Genomic DNA, 21,183 nt, shown 5'->3' with positions numbered 1-21,183 from the left:
ATGACAAAAAATCAATTATCCACTACTGCTGCAGAACAGGTAAATGAGGAACGATTACTAACTCTATTTCTGGAACTTGCGAAAATAAATGGTCCGAGTATGAAGGAACAACCAGTAGCGGATTTTTTAGTGAAGGCTCTAACCGAACTAGGATTTACACTTGAGTTTGATAATGCGCACCATAATTATAATGGAGAAGTCGGTAATCTAATCGCTTGGAAAGAAGGGACCGATTCATCGATTCCACCATTATTTTTCTCTACTCATATGGACACGGTATTACCTACTGAAAAACTACAGCCGGTTATTAAAGATGGTGTTATTTATTCAGATGGCACGACAATATTAGGGGCTGATGACCGGTCAGCTTTGGCAGCCTATTTAGAAGGCGTTCGTGCAATTATTGAAAGTGGTGTTCCACATGGTCCGATTGAGCTAATATTAACAGTAAATGAGCAACGTGGTCTTGTCGGAGCTACGCATCTGGATTATAGTAAGGCAAGAAGTAAAGTTGGCTATATTTTTGATAGTAGTGGGGATGTAGGTCAAATCATTTTAAAAGGACCATATAGTAGTCGAATTTGGATGGAAGTGAAAGGGAATGCCGCACATATTGCTCTAAACGCGGAAGAAGGAAACAGCGCATTTCTCATCGCTGCAGAAGGATTGTTAAACATGAAACTTGGTACGATTGATGAAGAGACACTTGCGAATATAGGAATTATGGAAGGTGGCGAGTTAACATCGATTATACCTGGTTCAGTGACAGTAGCAGGTGAGGTTCGCAGTTTTTCAAAAGAAAAATTGGAGCTACAGCTAAAACAAATGGAAGAAGCAATGCAAAAAGCAGCAGAGAAAAATGGCGGTAACGTCAATATTAGAATTGAAAAGAAATATAGTGGATTTGATATTCCGAAAGATCATGTACTAACAAAAACAGTTGAATCGGCTTCTCATAATATAAACGTAAAACCGTACCTGACAGAAACACTTGGTGGAGCTGATACGAATGTATTGAACGAAAATGGTTTGACATGTTTAACGTTAGGAAATGGATTTCAAAATATCCATTCATTTAGAGAATGTATTAGTATAGAAAATTTAATAAACACTGGCAGACTTACTGCAGCACTAATAGAACAATGGTATGAAACTCATAAACAAGCTTAACGATTAGAGGGAGTGGACAATGATGAAAAGTGAAAAAACAATTGAGCTAGAAAGACCGCAAGTAAACACATTAGTAGAACTAGATGGGATTACGTTAGATAGACATAAAATAGAAAGTGTTGTATTTGGAAATGCGAAAGTGGTCGTACCCGAAGCGGATTTAATTCGAGTTAGAGCAAGCCGTGAACGAATTGAAAAACAATTGAAAGACGGGAAGGTCATCTACGGAGTAAATACTGGGTTCGGCAAATTAAGTGATATTGAAATTGAAAAAGACGATATTGCGAAATTGCAGTTGAATTTACTTCGTGCAGATGCAGTAGGTGTTGGGGAACCATTACCAAAACCAGTAGTAAGAGCGATGATGGTGCTTCGTGCCAATGCACTAGCGAAAGGATTTTCAGGAATTAAAGAAGACACGCTTTTATTGTTAGTCGATATGATTAATAAAGGTGTTCATCCAGTTGTTCCTTGTAAAGGTTCCGTTGGTGCAAGCGGTGACTTGGCGCCGTTATCTCATATTGCAATCGTATTAATCGGTGAAGGAAAAGCAGAGTACGAAGGGGAAGTTCTTTCAGGCGAGGAAGCGTTAAAGCGTGCAGGGTTAAAACCAGTTAAGCTAGAAGCAAAGGAAGGGCTTGCTTTAATTAATGGAACCCAAGCAATGTCTGCTGTTGGCGTAGTTGCTCTAAATGAAGCAGAGCGTGTTGGCTTAGCTGCAGATATGGCTGCATGTCTCACAATGGAAGCGCTTCAAGGAATCATTTCTGCATTCGATAGGGAATTATTAGCAGTGCGCCCGCATCCTGAATTGGAATTTGTTGCTTCACGAATGAGAAAATGGTTGGAAGGTAGTAAACGGATTACGCACCAAGGGGAAGTGCGTATGCAAGATGCCTACTCCATTCGCTGCATACCGCAAGTACACGGGGCTTCTTGGCAAGCGTTCAATTATGTAGAAGATAGATTGAAAGTGGAAATAAATTCGGCGACGGACAATCCAATTATTTTAGAAAGTGGAGAAATCATTTCAGGCGGGCATTTCCATGGTCAACCAATTGCACTAGCAATGGATTTCTTGAAAGTAGGAGCAGCTGAGTGGGCGAATATTTCCGAGCGTAGGACAGAGCGACTTGTTAATCCGCAGTTAAGTGGCTTATCACCTTTCTTAGCAATGGATCCAGGCTTGGAATGCGGTTTGATGGTTGCACAATATGCAGCAGCAGCACTAGTTTCCGAGAATAAAGTACTTGCTCACCCCGCAAGTGTTGACTCTATTCCGACATCCGCAAACCAAGAAGACCATGTTAGTATGGGGACAATCGGATCCAGGCAAGCTCGAGAAATTATTCATAACAGTGCAAGAGTAATAGCTATAGAGTTAATATGTGCTTCACAAGCCATTTATTTGGAAAAGGCTGAAAACCAACTGGCTACGTCGACAAGAAAATACCTAGAAAGGGTAAGAAAAATATGCCCTCCGTTAGAAAGTGACCGAGCAATTTCAGACCAAATGGAGGAACTAGCACAATTTATTTTACGAGCAGATGATTTAAAATAATTGTCATTCTAAAAAATGGTGGCAAATGAAAAGAAGGGTCAATGGAGGAAAATCCATTGACCCTTTTTAATATAAGAAAACAATGAAATTCAAATACTTATTTCCTTCCGCAAACTAGAAGATGGAATATTGAGTTCTTCACGATATTTACTGATTGTTCGTCTAGATATATTAATCCCGTTTTCTGTGTTTAGATAATCGGCTATTTTTTGATCGGATAATGGCTTTGTTTTGTTTTCGTTTTTTATGAAATTGGCTAAAAGCTCTTTTACTTCGGTTTGGGAAATAGAACTTCCGTCTGCCGTTTCTAACTTGGATGTAAATAATGACTTGAGATCAAATGAACCACGTGGTGTCTGGATGACTTTGTGCATCGTTGCACGACTTATAGTGGATTCATGCATATCTATTTCCATTGCGACTTCCTTTAAGGTCAGGGGCTTTAAGGAACTATATCCTTCTGTAAAAAACTTTTTTTGTTTTTCTAGCAGGACTTTCACTATTTTTAATATCGTTGAACGCCGTTGCTCAATGCTACTTAACAACCATTTATATTGAGTGTATTGATTGTTTATGTATTTGGACGTTTCATCTTTTTCTTGAAGCAATCCTGCATATTCATTGTTAAAGTGAATTTCAGGTAGGTAACCATCATTTAAATAATACGTGAAATTACCTTCTTTATATTCCACAATGATATCTGGATTTACATATTCTATGGAATCATCAGAGCTACTGAAACTTGGCTTCGGATCAAGTGCTTGAATGAAATCATACATTTCCTTTACATCTGCCAAAGAGATTTTCATAAGCCGTGCAATTTCGTTCCATTTTCTATTTGCTAATAAAACAAAATGATTTTCAAGTAAAGTTTGAACTAATTTTTCTTCTGGAAACTCATATATTACTTGTAACATCAAGCATTCCTGCAAGCTTCTAGCGCCAATTCCAACTGGTCCTATCTGTTGGAGAAGATGAATACCTCTTTCTATTGCTTTCTCGTTAAAAGGGTCTTGATCTGTTATATGAAAATAGCCGTTATCGTCTAAATTATAAATGATATGGTAAAGAAGTTGCTGATCCTCTTTCTTTTTATAATATAACTTAGCTTCCTGGTATAGCTTTTCTCTCTTACATATATCTCGGCCTTTTACATAGTCAATAAGTTGTTTAGTCGAACTGGAGGATACGTTTCTAGTGGACTTTTCAACCGATGAAAAATCCTTCGAATGTTCTTCAAGCTCTATTAGTGGATTTTCTAATTCCTTTTCTTTTATATATTGATAAAGATCATAAGTGGAGTATTGTAATAATTCAATGGCTTGCCTTAGCTGAAAAGTCATTGTTAAACTTTGTTCTTGTCTTTGATTGAGAACGAGTTCCATAGTTATCCCCCTCATAAAATCTTAATGGTTTGAAAGCGTTTTCTTTTAATTATTACCTATTATACTACGGATTTGTTTGATTGGCGATCCGAAAATAGAATATTTTTAATAGTATGATATAGTAGTGTAAAAAATGGAGCAAGGCGATTTTGTTTGCCTAGCTCCATTAGAATCATATTAACCTCTTTTACGCTTACGAACCATTAAGAAAATACCAAACAAAACACCGATAAATGACATGCTCGAAATTATGAAATAAAATGAATGACCACCTAGTTCATGGTAGATATATCCTCCAGCATAAGACGCAATAATACCGGACAATCCAAAGAACAAAAGCGCAAGAACGGTTTGGCCTGTAGCTCTCCATTCTTTCGGCATTATTTGGTATAAATATTGGATTGCGGCAGTATAAAAAATAGGGAATGTCACCATTTGCAATATTTGAACCGCGGTTAGCAGCAGCGGACTGTTGACAAAGGCAGATGCTAGGAAACGGACAAAATAGAAAAATGTCGCAATCGTAATCATCTCAAGCTCTTTACCTTTTCGAAGCCACCAGAAACTTAAAGCAAAAATAACAATTTCACTAGTGGCAGATAGGAAGAAAGTAACCCCTACTAATGAAGCGTCACCACCGAGTGCTAGCATATGAATTCCTAAAAATGTATCATTCATACGTGCTGGAACGGAACTAATAAATACTAAGAGTAAAAATAATAGCATTTCTTTATTTGATAATACTCGTTTAAGTCCGGCCATTGTGATTGGTTTCGATGAAGCTTGAACATTTGGCATAAACCAAATAATGCCGAATGATATAAGGCCTAGCAAAACAAATAGTATCGCAATGCTGCTCATACCAAAATAATCCATCGCAAAACCTGCAATTAACGACAACACAGCATATCCGAGTGCTCCGTATGTGCGAATGGAACCGTAGCTGATGCGCGCCATTTCAGAAACCGTGAAATTTAAACTCTCGGTCAGTGGATCTAGTGGCATGAGGAAAAAATAAACGAGCAATGCAAAAACGATAAGTAATACATAGCTATTTACGTTAAACAAAAAATAACCCGAAACAGCAGTAAAACAAACGAGCACTAGCATTACTTTACGAATTGTTTTCGTTTTATCACTTATAAAGCCCCATAGCGGTTGTGCAATTAGCGTCACAAAACCTCCAGTTCCAACGATTAAACCTATCTCACTAGCCGATAAACCTTGTTGTCCTAAATATACTGGTAAAAAAGGAATAAAGAGTGCAAGCAAGCCGAAAAATAAAAAGTTATATCCTTTTAATAAAACATGTACTTTCAAATGAATTCTCCTTACTTAGTACGAAAATGATTCCTTTAATTGTATCTGACTATGGTAGTGAATAAAATATTCAGAAGGGATATCATAGCATATTTAACTAACTTATAGAATCGTAAAGAGGAAAATTCCTTCCTTATAGAGAAAATGAATAATAAGAAAATCTTGGAGGTACACGATGAGTAATATAGATAAAAGAAATCGACTGAATGAGAATCCATTTAGTTATCAAATTACCAAAGAGGATACAGTCTTCATCTTATTTCATGGGAAACGAGTGAAAATTTTAAAAGGCAAGGAGGCAGAAAAATTTTTAACTAGAATAGAAGATGCAGAGGACGAAAAAGAGGAGCAATTAATATTAGCGAAAATAACAGGTAACTTTAAAAGAGGAAATGAGCGAAGAGACTAAAGGATGTGGAATAAGGATGTTTAGGAAATATGGGGATCGTTCCGATTGGAAACGAATTATTCAAAGGGAGTATGCACAATCTTACGTTGAGTCAAAAGATTTTACAGGATACATTTCTCTTTTAAATCTACTTCAAGTTACAGAGCCGCTTTGGGTGCAATACGGAGAAAAGAAAATTTGTATAGTAGATAATGCTTATACGTGGCTACAGCATTTTCCGTTGGGGAGAAATTATTCTGTCACTACGATGTTTGATGCTATGGGGGAAATCGTGCAATGGTATATCGATATCTGCCATGAAGTAGGTTTAGAGAATAATATTCCTTGGATGGATGATTTAATTCTAGATATTGTTGTTTTACCTTCCGGAGAAGTATTTCAATTAGATGAAGAGGAATTAGAGGAAGCGCTTGAAAGCGGTAGTATCAATCAGGAGATGTATGATTTAGCAAAGCATGAAGCTGCTAGGATTACTACTTGTTTAAAGGAAAATCAATTTAATCTACTTGACCTTTCAAAAATTCATAGAAAAGTGTTAGAAGGACAGTTGAAAAAGGCGGAAAATGAACATGCGTAAAGTAGTGGTAGAAGCATATTCAGCAGATTGGAAGGTTAGATTTGAGGAAGAAGCATTATTGCTTCAAACGATTTTGGGAACCGAAATTCAACGGATTCATCATATTGGAAGCACGTCGGTTGATGGATTGAGTGCCAAACCAATTATTGATATGATGCCAGTAGTACGGGATATTTCAAAAATTGATCACTTTAATAAGGCAATGATTGCTAATGGGTATGAACCAAAAGGTGAAAACGATCTTCCTGGCAGAAGGTATTTTCAAAAGGGAGGTAATGATCGGACGCATCATGTCCACATGTATGAAGTTGGCAATCCCGGGATTGAAAGACATCTTGCTTTTCGAGATTACTTGAATACACATCCAAATGTTAAAAAGAAGTATGGAGATTTAAAAGAAGCATTAGCTAGGCAGTTTCCATACGATATTGAATCGTATATTAATGGAAAAGAGCAACTAGCATCGGAAATTGAACGAGATGCACTTAGATGGTATAAATCTGCGGATAAAAGTGAGCGAACACAATAATTTTTTGTTCGTATGTTTTAGTTATCAAAAGAAATCGAGTTATCAATTGAATTGCTAAACGGGAGGTAAATATGTTAACGAATCTACTCACAAAACTGTTAAAGATAGACTATCCTATCATTCAAGCGCCAATGGCAGGAGGAATTACTACTTCCAAATTAGTAGCCGCTGTTTCAAATAATGGAGCACTTGGGATGATTGGGGCCGGATATTTAAGTCCTACCCAATTACAGGAACAAATTCGGGAAGTAAAGGAACTGACATCCAAAAGCTTTGGGGTTAACTTATTTGTGCCGAACGATTTTCAGGTAACGGAAGATGAAATAGATGTAGCAAGTAAGTTATTGCATAAATTCCAAGCCCAATTAAACATTGAAAATGAACAAAGCGTGATTCCTAATAAGGATGATGCATTCGAAGTATACAATGAGCAAATTAAAGTCATCATGGAAGAAAAAGTACCCATTTGTTCCTTTACTTTCGGTGTTCCTTCTGTTGAAATTATTTCACAATTAAAGCAACATGGAATCATTTTAATAGGTACTGCTACATCAGTTGTGGAGGCAAAAGCTATTGAAAAATTAGGGATGCATGCGGTTGTAGTGCAAGGAAGTGAAGCAGGGGGACATAGGGGTAACTTTATAAGTAATCATGAGGAAAGCTTAGTTGGTTTAATGTCGTTGATTCCACAAGTTTCAGACCATGTCTCAATACCAGTAATTGCGGCTGGAGGTATAATGGATGGAAGAGGGTTATTAGCTTCTTTATACCTAGGAGCAAAAGCAGTTCAAATGGGTACAGCCTTTTTAACTTGTGAGGAAAGTGGTGCGCATCCAGTTCACAAAGAAGCAATATTACAAGCGAAAGACGAAGATATAATTTTTACCCGTGCATTCTCTGGTAAATGGGCAAGAGGTATTCAAAACAAATTTACAACCGAAATGCAAAAGCATGAGGCCGATATCCTGCCATTCCCAGTCCAAAATACATTCACACAATCGATTCGAAAAGCTTCATCCTCACAAAATAATAAAGATTTTATGTCGCTTTGGTCAGGTCAAAGTCCAACACTAGCAAAAAATGAAACAGTAGAAATGCTCATACAACGAATTATTAAACGCGCCGAAAAAGGATGATTTAGATGGTTAACAACCTTACAAAAATGAAGATAGCAAAGCCAGCAAGTGAAGTATTTGAAGCATTCGTAGATCCAACAAAAATAGGGTACTTTTGGTTCTCTTCAAGCTCAGAAAGATGGAAACAAGACAGAACAATTACGCTAGAGTATAAAGAATATGATGCAATTGTTGAAATTCTAGTAATGGAAATCATGGCCAATAAAAAAATCGTGTTTCAATGGGGTGAACCAGGACAAGAACGTACTGTAACGATTTCGCTAACAGAACAGGATGGCTTAAGTACGATAGTGGAAGTAAGCGAGGAAGGTTTCAAAGAAGGTGATTCAGATTTTCTCAACCAGCTTATTGACAATAAAGAAGGTTGGGTATTCATGCTAACCTGTTTAAAAGGCTATTTGGAGTCTGGTGTGAGTACATTAAGAACTGGATTGGCAAAGTAATAAAAAACAAATAAATCTATTAAGAAAACGCCTGAAGGAAAAATAAGTCATTTTCTTCCGGCGTTTTTTCTTGAATAGAATGTCCAATGAACAAAGGCAAAAGTTCCAGTCGCAAATAAAGCAACAAATAGATGATGAAAAACACTATTTTCTTCACCAGTAATAGAAGTACAAATTATAAAAAGAAGGAAAAAACAATTAAAAAAAATTTCCTCTCTTTAAGCTGTTGGAAAAAAGATTTTATTGGTTAGTAAACTATAGAAGAATAGCGCACCATGATACTTCACATTATAGGGAAACAGCGAAATAGTGAGTTGAATAAAGTGTCCTCAGGATTTCCGCTGCAGGGCGGGCGCTTTCCGCCGGCTTGGCTTCAGCCGCTTCCTTTGCTCCTGCGCAAGCTCGTCGCAAAAGTAAATTTTGCTACGCTCAGTCCAGGGTCTTCAGCTCAAGCTATTCCGGCTGGAGTCGCCACCCTTTCGCTACAATCCAGTAGCTCTGCTAATTACTAAGAAATGATCCACTAAATCTAGTACTATATTGTTTTTCTATAGGAAAAACATATGATTAATGGAATAAGACTTACTTTATAGGGATTATTAGTAGGTTCTATTGATTGGAGTGCAAGGCGACGACTCCTTTGGGATTAGCGAGTCAGGTGAGACCCCGTACGTAGCGTTAGCGGAGGAGGAGGCTCACCGCTCGCCCCACGGAAAGCGTCCGCCTGGAGCGGAAATCATGGCGGACATCTTAGTATCTTACCGCGCAGTTTCCCTATTATGTGCAATATTCAATTTATAGTTCCCCTGAATTAAGTTGGATCGGAGACAGGAGCTTTAGCACTTTTATGCTTTAATGAATAAAAATCGACCTTAGACAGTTAAAACCTTTTCTTATTAGCAAGTTTCATCGCTTTCCCCGTATTCGCAAAATGCCACTTGGTGATCGATTTCAAAAAATCGGCTCCATGTTTCAAATAAATTTTCGCTGCAATTTCATCGACTTTGCTGCTCGCTCCTTTAGGGATGGTCGTGCCAGCTATTTCTGTCAGACGATCCATTTCTTTTAAGAATGCATATCTTGCAATAATGGAAGCAGCTGCAACGGAAACATGTAATTGCTCAGCTTTTGTAGAAAATAGTACATTTTCACGAATAATTTCTTTTTCCGCTTTAATATGATTATAGTAAATACCGCGTTCTGCAAACTGATCGATTAATATATAGGCTGGTTTTTCAGGGGCCATTTTTTTTAATAGATGTTTTAGCGCTTGGTTATGCATAAGTGCTTTTATTTTCCCTTGGGACCATCCACGACTTTGTATGTCATTATATTTTTCGTTTTTTAATACTAAAACACTATGTGAGAGTGTGACCATTAAATCTGGGGCCATTTTTCGCATAATATCATCTGTCAGCATTTTGGAATCTTTTACGCCTAGTTCTTTTACTAGCTCTACTTGATCTTCTCGAACATAACAAGCCGCAACAGTAATGGGTCCGAAATAGTCACCAGTTCCTGTTTCGTCGGAACCAACGACAGAAGCGCTCTCAAATTGCTCAGGTAATGTATCTCCTTTTGTATTCCCGCTGAACACTTTTTCCACTTGTTTATTTGAAACTCCACTCCAAAGCGAAGCCTCTCTAGCTGCACCATTTCCCTGGAACATGACTTTACCAGATTTATAGACGGTGACTGCGGTATCTGCTAACTTAGCAGCAAAAACAACTCCAGGAGCTGATCTTTCTACTTTATATTTGGCATAATGCACTTTGACTTTTTGGATTTCCTCGGGTTTCATCAATAATACTTCGTTTGACATTCGGTTGTTCCTTTCTTCACATCGTAATCTATTTCGTGTTATTATTGTAATTAGGATTTTTGCGGGGAGGGTATGACTTTGTCAGAACAGCAAAAAACGAGAATTTCTGTTGAAATATATGGGCAAACTTATAAAATGGTAGGCTCCGAAACTACTGGTCATATGCGTCTTGTAGCCTCCATGGTGGATGATAAAATGCGAGAGATACAAGCACATAATAGGCAGCTAGATATTCCAAAACTTGCGGTACTTACTGCTGTGAATGCCGTAAACGATTACATAAAAGTAAAAGAGCAATTAGAATTACTAGAAGCTGAATTGAAAAAATTAAAGGACTGAAAAAATGTTAGATATTCTTATATTAATTTTATTGGTTGCCGGTTTGATTACCGGTGCAAAACGTGGGCTAATTGTCCAACTCATTCATATGACTGGTTTTATCATCGCACTTTTCGTTGCGTACACTTATTATAAACCACTGGCAGACAAATTTGTTCTATGGATTCCATTTCCAGCAATTACGGCTGGATCGAAGCTGACAATTGCAGTAGAGAATTTGGAATTGGACCAAACTTTTTATCGTGTTATTGCTTTTGTTCTTATTTTTATAGCGGTGAAATTGGTGCTTCAGTTGATTGCATCTATGTTTGATTTCTTGAAATATTTGCCTATTCTTGGCTTTGTAAGTAATCTTGTTGGGGCTGTATTAGGTTTTATCGAATTTTACTTTATCTTGTTTGTTCTATTATATGTGTGTGCCCTGTTACCAATCGATTTTATTCAAAACTTAATATCAAATTCCATCTTAACTGGGTGGATGTTGGAACACACGCCGATTTTATCGGAATTAGTGAAGAATTGGTGGTATATCTATATAGAAAAATGACTTCTCTCACTAGAGGGAAGTTTTTTTAGCTTCATTCAGTAGATGTAATAGATTTTCAAAAGGAGCTATTGTCATGGATAAAAAAACAATCATTAAAACATTAGAAAAAATTGCATTATATATGGAATTACAAGGAGAAAATTCTTTTAAAGTGTCCGCTTTCCGAAAAGCAGCACAAGTGTTAGAACTAGATCCGCGTAGCCTATCAGAGATGGATGACATATTAAAGTTAAAAGGAATAGGTGCCTCCACAGGTGCAGTTATTGAAGATTTATTAAATACAGGAGTTTCCTCCTTGCTAGTAGAGCTTCAACAAACAGTACCTAGTGGTTTACTGCCGATGCTGAAAATTCCAGGGCTTGGTGGCAAAAAAATTGCGAAGTTATATAAAGAATTACAAATCGATTCGATGGATGCGTTAAAATTAGCATGTGAAGCATGTAAAGTGCAAACATTAGCCGGATTTGCAGCGAAAACAGAAAAGAAAATTCTCGCAGAAATTGAGAACTTACAATCTAAACCAGAGCGTACTGCAGTATGGCAACTAGAACCAATTGTAGAAATGATCGAAAGCAAGCTAGCTGCTATACAGGCGATTGAAAGATATTCGGTTGCAGGTTCCTACCGAAGAGTCAAGGAAGCAAGCAAAGATATTGATTTTATCATTGCTACAAAATCCCCACAAGAGGTAAGAGAAGTACTTTTAAACGAACTACCAGTGTTAAAAGTAATTGCAGCGGGAGATACGAAGGTTTCTGTTACACTAGATGGAGAGAACGAAATCGACGTCGATTTCCGGTTAGTCGAAATGCATCAATATGCTTCTGCATTAAATCATTTTACAGGCTCGAAAGACCATAATATTAAAATGAGACAAATTGCAAAAGAACATGGTAAGAAAATAAGTGAATATGGTGTGGAACTTGAAGATGGTTCCATGCAGCATTTCAATTCTGAAGAGGAATTTTATGCATATTTCGACTTGCCATTTATCCCACCTACTGTTCGAGAAGATGGCTCGGAGTTTTCAAAATTGGACCAATTACCATTACTCGTTACATTAGAGGATATAAAAGGCGATTTTCATATGCACTCCACTTGGTCGGATGGTGCCCATTCTATCGAAGAAATGGTGGAAGCTAGTCGAGCAAAAGGATATTCGCATATCGTAATTACGGATCACTCCGATTATTTAAAAGTAGCTAATGGATTGTCCAAAGAGCGGTTATTGAAACAAATCGAAACGATTCACGAATTAAAGAATAAATACTCGGATATCGAAATTTTTGCTGGAACTGAAATGGATATTCTTCCAGATGGATCGCTCGATTTTGAGGATGAGTTATTAAAACAATTGGATTTTGTCATTGCTTCCATTCATTCAAGCTTTAGTCAGCCGCAAGAAAAAATTATGGAACGACTATATAATGCAATCACAAATCCATATGTCCACATGATTGCTCATCCAACTGGAAGAATTATCGAGCAACGAAATGGATATAATCCAGATGTACCGACATTAATCGAATGGGCAAGGGAAAACGGAAAAGTATTAGAATTAAATGCAAACCCGTATCGACTTGACTTGCAAACAGAATATTTAAAGCTAGCACAAGAAAAAGGCGTGCCTATCGCGATCAATACAGACGCCCATCATATCGCTCAATTAAAATATATGGATATTGGTGTACGCTATGCACAAAAAGCATGGTTACACAAAGAAACAATTGTAAATACTTGGACGTTAGAAAAGTTTAAACAATTTATAAAGAAATAATGAGGAGGTGCCACAGTGATAGCTGAAAGAGCACTGAAAACGTTAGAATATTATAAAATACGAGAAGAAGTGGCGAAATATTGTACTTCTTCTGTAGGTAAAGACCATATAGACAAGCTAGTGCCTTCTGTCGATTTTGCTGAAGTAACGAAGCTTTTAGAAGAAATGGATGAAGGATTGTCTATTCTTCGTCTTAGAGGCAATGTACCGATGGGAGGCATTACAGATATCCGCCCACATGCAAAACGAGCGCAAATAGGTGGTATGTTAAGCCCAATCGAGTTAATGGAAACGGCAAGTACTATTCGTGCCAGTAAAATTTTACGTCAGTTTTTAGAAAATGTAGCAGAGTCAGAAGATGTAGCGATTCCCCATTTTCTAGAGAAAAAAGAATCGATGCCTATACTGACCGCGCTTGAGCATGAGATAAATGATTGTATCGATGAAAACGGTGCTGTATTAGATAGTGCAAGTAGTAGCCTGCGTTCGATTCGTCAACAATTGCGTATTCAAGTAAGTCGCGTACGAGAAAAATTAGAAAGCTATACAAGAGGTGCAAATGCATCGAAAATGCTTTCGGATTCTATCATAACGATTCGAAATGATCGATATGTAATCCCGGTGAAGTCAGAGTACCGCAGTCATTATGGTGGGATTATTCATGACCAATCATCATCTGGTCAAACTTTATTTATCGAACCGTCAGCTGTTGTACAAATAAATAATGAAATCCGTAGTTTAAAGGTAAAAGAACAAGAAGAGATCGAACGCATATTGATCAAGTTGACAGCAGAAGTAGAAATAGTCGGCCATGACATCTTCTTATTAGTCAATATTTTAGGTGAAATAGACGTGATTTTGGCAAAAGCTAAATATGGACAAGCAGAGAAATGTACGATGCCAATGATTAATAACGAGGGCTATATTCGTTTAGTAAAAGCAAGACATCCACTTATCCCGATGGACACTGCTGTAACGAATACGATTGAATTTGGAAAGGATATCACCTCAATCGTTATAACTGGACCAAATACTGGTGGTAAAACAGTAACTTTAAAAACAGTTGGACTTTGTACATTAATGGCGCAAAGTGGAATTCCGATTCCGGCGCTAGATGGATCTGAAGTAGCGTTATTTGAATCGGTATTTGCAGACATAGGTGATGAGCAGTCGATTGAGCAAAGCTTAAGTACATTTTCATCTCATATGGTGAATATTGTAGACATTTTGAAAAAATATGATGAAAAATCCTTAATTATTTTTGATGAGCTTGGTGCAGGAACTGACCCACAAGAGGGAGCAGCCCTTGCCATTTCTATTTTAGATGCAGTGCATGGAACTGGAGCACGAGTGATGGCTACAACTCATTATCCTGAACTAAAAGCATATGGATACAACCGACCAGGTGTTGTGAATGCCAGTGTTGAGTTCGACGTGGAAACGTTAAGTCCAACTTATAAACTGCTAATAGGGGTTCCTGGACGCAGTAATGCTTTTGAGATTTCTGAACGACTTGGTCTACCGTCGTATATTATTTCTCAAGCGAAAACATACACAGGAGCAGATCGTGGTGAAGTTAATTCGATGATTGCCTCTTTAGAAGCAAGTAGAAGACAAGCTGAAAGAGATGCAGAAGAAACAGAAGAGCAGCTAGAAGAAGCAAAACAAGTAAAAGAGGATTTAGAACAAAGGCTAGCAGAGCTAGAACAAAAGAAAGAGCAATTAGAGCAAAAAGCAAAAGACAAAGCCAAAAAGATTATAGAAGACGCTAGACGCGAAGCAGATGAAATTATCAGTGACCTTCGCAAAATGCAAGCAAATACGCATAAATTAGTAAAAGATCATGAACTAATCGAAGCTAAAAAAAAATTGGCGCAGCACTTCCTTCCAATCCGGTATTAAAAAAACAAAAGAAATTAAACGAGCGTGCAAAAGAGTTAAAAGCTGGAGACGAAGTAAAAGTACTAAGCTTTGGACAAAAAGGTACCTTATTAGAGAAACTTTCGAAGTCTGAATGGTCAGTGCAAATAGGTATGCTAAAGATGAAGTTAGATGAATCTGATTTAGAATATATTAAACCGGAAAAGCAAAAACAAACCGTTTCTGTCAATGCAGTTCGTGGCAGAGATTCTCATGTGAAATTGGAGCTTGACCTTCGTGGAGAACGATATGAGGATGCGCTTATTCGAACAGAAAAATATTTAGATGATGCCATTTTAGCAAATTATCCTCGTGTTTCTATTATTCACGGAAAAGGAACAGGCGTATTAAGACAAGCCATTCAGCAGTATTTGAAAAACCATTCGCGGGTGAAAAACTACCGTTTTGGTGAAGCTGGAGAAGGCGGTCACGGAGTTACAGTAGTCGAATTAAAATAAAGTAAAAAGAATTTGAAACTTCTTATCTATTCACACGTATAGTAAGGAAAATTTAAAGGGGTTTTTAGCATGTTGCTTTCTGGTTTTTGGGCAAACCCACTAGTGGAGTCAGCTGGTTATTTTAGTGTCGTTATTTTATGTTTAGTTGTTTCCATGGTTATATTTGAACTTGTTACAAAGTATAAAAACTGGGAAGAAATTAAAAAAGGGAATGTCGCTGTTGCAATGGCAACTGGCGGAAAAATCTTTGGAGTGTGCAATATTTTTAAGTATTCAATAGAACAGCATAATTCATTTTTTCAAATGATTGGTTGGGGATTATTCGGTTTTACTTTGCTAATCATCGCATACTGGCTATTTGAATTTTTAACCCCAAGTTTTAATGTGGATAAAGAAATAGAAAATGATAATCGCTCCGTCGGATTTATTTCCCTTATTATTTCCGTTGGCCTATCATTTGTTATCGGAGCGAGCATTTCATAGGAGCGATTGTAATGGAAAAATTGTCGAAAGTTTTAATTGCTGTAGGCATACTTTTTGTCCTTGTCGGAATAATATATGTGGTAATGGATTAATAGAATGAGTGAACAGCTCATTTTAGAGACTGTTGAGATAAAATAATCACAACAGTCTTTTTTTGATACTAAATAAATTGAATTGTCATTCATTTTTCTTTATAATGAAAATATGAATGTTCGAACGATTATGAAATAAGGGGGCATAAGAATGACAGAGAAGATTTGGCTTTCCGAATATCCACCTGAGATCCCACATACGCTTACCTACGAATCTATTCCAGTCCAAGAATACTTAACAAGAACGTATCACAAATTTCCGGAAAAAATAGCTATTCATTTCATGGGAAAAGATGTGACCTATAAGGAACTCTATGAATCTTCCTTGAAATTTGCGAACTATTTACAAATGCTTGGCATTCAAAGAGGGGACAGAGTAGCTATTATGCTACCAAATTGCCCGCAAGCGGTTATTGGCTATTATGGTGCTTTGTATGCAGGGGCAATAGTAGTGCAAACAAATCCGTTATATACAGAGCGAGAAATTTCATACCAAATGAAAGATTCGGGTGCGAAAGTAATTTTAGCATTGGATATACTATATCCTCGGATTTCTAAAGTAATAAAAGATACGAATCTCGAAAATATTATTCTGACGGGCATTAAAGATTATCTTCCTTTCCCCAAAAATTTCGTGTATCCTTTTATCCAAAAGAAGCAATATGGATTTAGTGTAAAGGTAGAGCATAGGGGTATCAACCATTTATTCCCTGAAATAATGAAAGTAGCAAAAGCAAATCCAATTGATATGCCTTTTAACTTTGAGGAGGACATTGCCCTTTTACAATATACAGGTGGAACTACCGGGTTTCCAAAAGGAGTTATGTTAACGCATAAAAATTTAATATCGAATGCATCGATGTGTGATGCATGGCTGTATAAATGCAAGAAAGGTGAAGAAAGTATACTGGGCATTTTGCCATTTTTCCATGTTTATGGGATGACGACTGTCTTAATATTGGCTGTTATGTTAGGTAATAGAATGATATTATTGCCAAAGTTTGACGTGGAAACAGCCCTTAAAACGATCGACAAGCAAAAGCCGACTCTATTTCCTGGTGCACCAACCATTTACATTGGCATATTGAATCATCCGGATGTAGAAAAATATGATTTATCTTCTATTGTAGCTTGCTTGAGTGGATCTGCTGCGCTACCTTTAGAAGTGCAAGAAAAGTTTGAACAAGTGACGGGTGGTAGATTAGTAGAGGGTTATGGATTAACAGAAACCTCCCCTGTCTCTCATGCCAATTTAATCTATAGCGAGAATCGAGTGAAGGGTTCAGTCGGTATACCGTGGCCGGATACAGATGCAGCCATTTTCAGTTTAGAGTCAACAACTCCTCTTCCTCCTAGAGAGATTGGAGAAATAGCAGTTAAAGGTCCACAGGTCATGAAAGGCTATTGGAATCGTCCGGAAGAAACGGAGATGACTATGCGCGATGGTTGGCTTTTAACGGGTGATTTGGGCTATATGGATGAAAGCGGTTACTTTTATGTCGTAGATCGAAAAAAAGATATGATTATTGCAGGTGGCTATAATATCTATCCGCGTGATGTGGAAGAAGTACTATATGAACATCCAGCGATCCAAGAATGTGTAGTAGCGGGAGTACCGGATGCATATCGCGGGGAGACAGTAAAGGCGTATATCGTATTAAAAGAAGGGGCGTCTGTCACCGAAGAAGAGTTAAATACATTCTGTCGTGAAAATTTAGCCTCTTTTAAAGTGCCAAGAATTTATGAGTTTAGAAAAGAGCTACCAAAAACAGCGGTTGGAAAAATATTAAGAAGAACTTTAATAGAGGAAGAAAAATTAAAGCAAGTAGTACAAGAACAAACATCCTAGATATATTATGAAAGTAGAGATTCACATATTGACATTACTGAAAATTAAATATAATATAAAAATATGAATGAATCATCATTCATATTTTTATTTTTATCGAATGTTAAAAACTTTGGTCGAAGAAAGTATTGCCTATCGACGTAATTGAGTATTGGTGGTGAACATATTGAAAAAAGATAAGCCGAAATATAAGCAAATTATAGATGCTGCCATAATCGTCATTGCCGAAAATGGATATCATCAGTCACAGGTTTCTAAAATTGCTAAACAGGCAGGCGTGGCAGATGGAACGATCTACTTATATTTTAAGAATAAAGAAGACATATTAATCTCCGTATTTGAAGAAAAGATGGAGGTATTCGCAGAAAATCTACAGCAAATAATTGAAATAGATGCGAGTGCTTCAGAGAAATTATTCAAGATGATTGAAAATCATTTTAGTGTACTTGCGAGTGATCATCATTTAGCAACCGTTACTCAATTAGAGTTAAGGCAGTCGAATTTGGCCCTACGTTTACGGATTAATGCCATATTAAAAAATTATTTAGTGCTATTAGATTCCATTTTAAAAGAAGGTATTGAAAATGGAGAATTTAATGAAAAGATAGATATTCGGTTAGCAAGACAAATGATTTTTGGTACAATAGATGAGACGACAACAACTTGGGTGATGAATGAATATAAATATAATCTTATAGACTTAACTCCTAAAGTACATCGTCTATTATTAAATGCTATAAAAGTATAACAAAGGGGAAGTGATTGAATGGGATTTTTGTCATGGGAAATCGAAGAAGGTGTAGCTACAGTTACACTAAATCGTCCACCAGCAAATGCACTTGCAAGAGGGGTAATTCTAGAAATTAATGACCTTTTAGATGCAGTTGAAAATGATGACGCAGTTCGTGTTCTTTTGCTTAAAGGTGAAGGTAGATTCTTTTCTGCTGGTGCGGATATTAAAGAATTTACTTCTGTTTCTACAGGAGAAGAATTTTCCGAGTTGGCTGAAAGCGGACAGATGATCTTTGAAAGATTAGAAAGGTTTTCGAAGCCGGTCATCGCAGCGATTCATGGTGCTGCTCTAGGTGGTGGTCTAGAATTAGCGATGAGCTGTCATATACGACTAGTTTCAGAAAATGCTAAACTTGGACTTCCAGAATTACAATTAGGTTTAATACCTGGATTTGCTGGAACTCAGCGTCTTCCACGCTATGTTGGATTTGCGAAAGCGGCAGAAATGCTGTTAACGAGTGACCCAATCAGCGGGACAGAAGCAGCTAAAATTGGTTTAGCTAATCATGCATATCCCGAAGAAGAGCTATTTAGTCGTGCGCAGGAACTTGCAGTCAAAATTGCAAAGAAAAGCCCGATCGCTGTAAAAGCAGCCTTAGACATGCTCCAATATGTTAAGTCAGCATCTTATTATGAAGGTGTGCGAGCAGAAGCGAATGTTTTTGGAAGCGTTTTTGTTTCAGATGATGCAAAAGAAGGTATTTCTGCATTTTTAGAAAAAAGAGAACCTGTTTTTAAAGGCAAGTAATTAGATGCTAAGGGAGGATAACTAAATGAATATTTATGTTTTAGTGAAACGCACATTTGACACAGAAGAAAAAATCGTAGTGAGTGGCGGTAAAATCCAAGAAGACGGAGCAGAATTCATCATCAATCCTTATGATGAATATGCGATTGAAGAAGCAATTCAAGTTCGCGACGCACAAGGTGGAGAAGTAACGGTTCTTACTTTGGGTGGAGAAGATGCGGAAAAACAACTTCGCACAGCACTTGCTATGGGAGCCGACAAAGCTGTTCTTATTAATATAGAAGATGATGTAGAAGAGCTGGATCAGTTCACAGCTGCTCAAATCATTTCGGAATACTTAAAAGATAAAAATCCAGATTTAATCTTAGCAGGAAATGTTGCAATTGACGGTGGGTCTGGACAAGTTGGACCACGTGTTGCAGAGTTACTAGGCATCAACTATGTAACAACTATCACGAATCTTGAAATCGATGGGACAACTGTTTCGATCAAGCGTGATGTAGAAGGAGATACAGAGGTTCTAGAAACTTCCTTACCACTTCTTGTTACAGCACAACAAGGATTGAACGAGCCTCGTTATCCGTCCTTACCAGGAATCATGAAAGCGAAGAAAAAGCCTTTAGAAGAAGTAGAGCTAGATGATTTAGATATAGATGAAGATGATGTAGAAGCGAAAACAGAAACATTAGAAATTTATTTACCTCCTAAAAAGGAAGCTGGAAAAGTATTAGAAGGGGAGCTAGCTGACCAAGTAAAAGAGTTAGTTCAATTACTTCATTCGGAAGCAAAAGTCGTTTAATGTTATTTGAATTAATACTCAACAAAACGGGAGGAAAAGAATATGTCTAAAAAAGTATTAGTACTTGCGGAAGCGCGTGAAGGTGCTCTACGTAATGTTTCTTATGAAGCGATCGCTGCTGGAAAACAAATTTCAAATGGCGGGGAAGTTGTTAGTGTTCTATTAGGAGATACAGTGCAAGGTTTGACAGCTGAACTTGGTAAATATGGTGCAGATCGTGTAATCACGGTAGAACATCCACATTTAAAACAATATACATCAGACGGTTATGGACAAGCATTGCTTGCTGTAATTGAACAAGAGAACCCACAAGCAATCGTATTCGGACATACTGCTTTAGGGAAAGATATCTCTCCAAAAATCGCAAGTAAATTGCAAATTGGTTTAGTATCAGATGTAACTGCAATCGAAGGAGAAGGCGACGCTGCTGTTTACATCCGTCCAATCTATTCCGGTAAAGCATTCGAGAAAGTGAAAGTGAAAGACGGTATCGAATTCGTGACGATTCGTCCAAACAACATTGCACCACTTGCAAAAGATGATAGCAAATCAGCAGATGTATCTGCATTATCAGTAGATATTACAAACCTTCGTACAATTATTAAAGAAGTAGTTCGTAAATCATCTGAAGGCGTAGATTTATCTGAAGCAAAAGTGGTCATCGCTGGTGGACGTGGAGTGAAGAGCGAAGAAGGTTTTGCTCCATTAAAAGAGCTAGCGGACGTACTAGGTGGTGCTGTTGGGGCTTCTCGTGGAGCTTGTGATGCTGATTACTGTGATTACTCCCTACAAATTGGGCAAACTGGTAAAGTAGTAACACCGGATCTATATATAGCGGCAGGTATTTCAGGTGCTATACAGCATTTGGCTGGTATGTCGAACTCGAAAATTATTGTGGCAATCAACAAAGATCCAGAAGCAAACATTTTCAAAGTGGCGGACTACGGCATTGTCGGCGATCTATTCGAAGTTATCCCGTTACTTACGGAAGAGTTCAAACAATTGAAAGTAAATGCTTAATAAATGA

The 21,183-nt window shown here is 37.4% G+C and carries 19 protein-coding genes and 1 pseudogene; 17 read left to right on the top strand and 3 right to left on the bottom strand.

The window, feature by feature from the left end:
- Both OR571_RS14770 and hutH read left to right on the top strand, forming a co-directional pair.
- Complete coding sequence (locus OR571_RS14770; RefSeq protein WP_282243833.1) at nt 1-1,170, top strand: M20/M25/M40 family metallo-hydrolase; 1,170 nt, start codon at nt 1-3, stop codon at nt 1,168-1,170.
- A gap of 22 nt (nt 1,171-1,192) precedes the next feature.
- Entirely contained in the window at nt 1,193-2,731 is a 1,539-nt protein-coding gene (hutH, locus tag OR571_RS14765; RefSeq protein ID WP_282243832.1) for a histidine ammonia-lyase, read from the top strand.
- A gap of 89 nt (nt 2,732-2,820) precedes the next feature.
- Here the strand turns inward: hutH and rpoN are convergent, their stop codons facing one another.
- Together rpoN and OR571_RS14755 are read right to left on the bottom strand one after the other, a co-directional pair.
- The gene (rpoN, locus tag OR571_RS14760; RefSeq protein ID WP_282243831.1) at nt 2,821-4,116 is read right to left on the bottom strand and encodes an RNA polymerase factor sigma-54; all 1,296 of its coding nucleotides are present in this window, start codon (nt 4,114-4,116) and stop codon (nt 2,821-2,823) included.
- 177 nt (nt 4,117-4,293) lie between these two features.
- Nucleotides 4,294-5,436 carry an MFS transporter gene (locus OR571_RS14755; RefSeq protein WP_282243830.1) on the bottom strand — a complete coding sequence of 381 codons (1,143 nt, stop codon included), beginning with the start codon at nt 5,434-5,436 and terminating at the stop codon, nt 4,294-4,296.
- Nucleotides 5,437-5,611: 175 nt separating this feature from the next.
- Between OR571_RS14755 and OR571_RS14750 the strand changes: the two genes are divergently transcribed.
- The 5 genes from OR571_RS14750 to OR571_RS14730 all read left to right on the top strand — a co-directional run bounded on the left by OR571_RS14750 (nt 5,612) and on the right by OR571_RS14730 (nt 8,530).
- On the top strand, nt 5,612-5,845 hold the full coding sequence (locus OR571_RS14750; protein WP_282243829.1) for a hypothetical protein: 234 nt from the start codon (nt 5,612-5,614) through the stop codon (nt 5,843-5,845).
- Between the two features lie 16 nt (nt 5,846-5,861).
- The gene (locus tag OR571_RS14745) at nt 5,862-6,422 is read left to right on the top strand and encodes a ribonuclease FAU-1 family protein (RefSeq protein WP_282243828.1); all 561 of its coding nucleotides are present in this window, start codon (nt 5,862-5,864) and stop codon (nt 6,420-6,422) included.
- The gene (locus tag OR571_RS14740; protein ID WP_282243827.1) at nt 6,415-6,951 is read left to right on the top strand and encodes a GrpB family protein; all 537 of its coding nucleotides are present in this window, start codon (nt 6,415-6,417) and stop codon (nt 6,949-6,951) included. Before OR571_RS14745 ends, OR571_RS14740 begins: the two co-directional genes overlap by 8 nt.
- Nucleotides 6,952-7,022: 71 nt before the next feature.
- Nucleotides 7,023-8,087, top strand: coding sequence for an NAD(P)H-dependent flavin oxidoreductase (locus OR571_RS14735; RefSeq protein WP_282243826.1), 1,065 nt, complete (start codon nt 7,023-7,025; stop codon nt 8,085-8,087).
- A gap of 5 nt (nt 8,088-8,092) precedes the next feature.
- Nucleotides 8,093-8,530 carry an SRPBCC family protein gene (locus tag OR571_RS14730; RefSeq protein WP_481900394.1) on the top strand — a complete coding sequence of 146 codons (438 nt, stop codon included), beginning with the start codon at nt 8,093-8,095 and terminating at the stop codon, nt 8,528-8,530.
- Between the two features lie 880 nt (nt 8,531-9,410).
- Here the strand turns inward: OR571_RS14730 and rnhC are convergent.
- The gene (rnhC, locus tag OR571_RS14725; protein WP_282243824.1) at nt 9,411-10,352 is read right to left on the bottom strand and encodes a ribonuclease HIII; all 942 of its coding nucleotides are present in this window, start codon (nt 10,350-10,352) and stop codon (nt 9,411-9,413) included.
- Nucleotides 10,353-10,430: 78 nt separating this feature from the next.
- On the opposite strand from rnhC, the gene zapA reads away from it, so the two are divergent.
- The 10 genes and pseudogenes from zapA (at nt 10,431) to OR571_RS14675 (ending at nt 21,176) form a co-directional block, all read left to right on the top strand.
- A complete protein-coding gene (gene zapA / locus OR571_RS14720) occupies nt 10,431-10,691 on the top strand; it encodes a cell division protein ZapA (protein WP_282243823.1) in 261 nt (86 codons plus the stop codon).
- A 4-nt stretch (nt 10,692-10,695) separates the two neighbouring features.
- A complete protein-coding gene (locus OR571_RS14715; protein WP_282243822.1) occupies nt 10,696-11,238 on the top strand; it encodes a CvpA family protein in 543 nt (180 codons plus the stop codon).
- A gap of 73 nt (nt 11,239-11,311) precedes the next feature.
- A complete protein-coding gene (gene polX / locus OR571_RS14710) occupies nt 11,312-13,015 on the top strand; it encodes a DNA polymerase/3'-5' exonuclease PolX (RefSeq protein WP_282243821.1) in 1,704 nt (567 codons plus the stop codon).
- Nucleotides 13,016-13,030: 15 nt separating this feature from the next.
- Nucleotides 13,031-15,393: pseudogene (locus OR571_RS14705) on the top strand (endonuclease MutS2).
- 69 nt (nt 15,394-15,462) lie between these two features.
- Nucleotides 15,463-15,876: a DUF350 domain-containing protein gene (locus tag OR571_RS14700; protein ID WP_093266761.1), complete on the top strand. Its 414-nt coding sequence runs from the start codon at nt 15,463-15,465 to the stop codon at nt 15,874-15,876.
- Between the two features lie 243 nt (nt 15,877-16,119).
- A complete protein-coding gene (locus OR571_RS14695; RefSeq protein ID WP_282243820.1) occupies nt 16,120-17,817 on the top strand; it encodes a long-chain-fatty-acid--CoA ligase in 1,698 nt (565 codons plus the stop codon).
- Nucleotides 17,818-17,983: 166 nt separating this feature from the next.
- Nucleotides 17,984-18,565, top strand: a complete 582-nt coding sequence (locus OR571_RS14690) for a TetR/AcrR family transcriptional regulator (protein WP_282243819.1) — start codon at nt 17,984-17,986, stop codon at nt 18,563-18,565.
- 18 nt (nt 18,566-18,583) lie between these two features.
- On the top strand, nt 18,584-19,357 hold the full coding sequence (locus OR571_RS14685) for an enoyl-CoA hydratase (protein WP_282243818.1): 774 nt from the start codon (nt 18,584-18,586) through the stop codon (nt 19,355-19,357).
- A gap of 25 nt (nt 19,358-19,382) precedes the next feature.
- Nucleotides 19,383-20,156, top strand: a complete 774-nt coding sequence (locus OR571_RS14680) for an electron transfer flavoprotein subunit beta/FixA family protein (protein WP_282243817.1) — start codon at nt 19,383-19,385, stop codon at nt 20,154-20,156.
- Between the two features lie 42 nt (nt 20,157-20,198).
- Entirely contained in the window at nt 20,199-21,176 is a 978-nt protein-coding gene (locus OR571_RS14675; RefSeq protein WP_282243816.1) for an electron transfer flavoprotein subunit alpha/FixB family protein, read from the top strand.
- Nucleotides 21,177-21,183: the final 7 nt, after the last annotated feature.

Origin of the sequence: Psychrobacillus sp. NEAU-3TGS (assembly GCF_029955155.1) — a bacterium.
Classification (GTDB): domain Bacteria; phylum Bacillota; class Bacilli; order Bacillales_A; family Planococcaceae; genus Psychrobacillus.
This window is presented reverse-complemented; position numbering and strand designations above follow the sequence as displayed.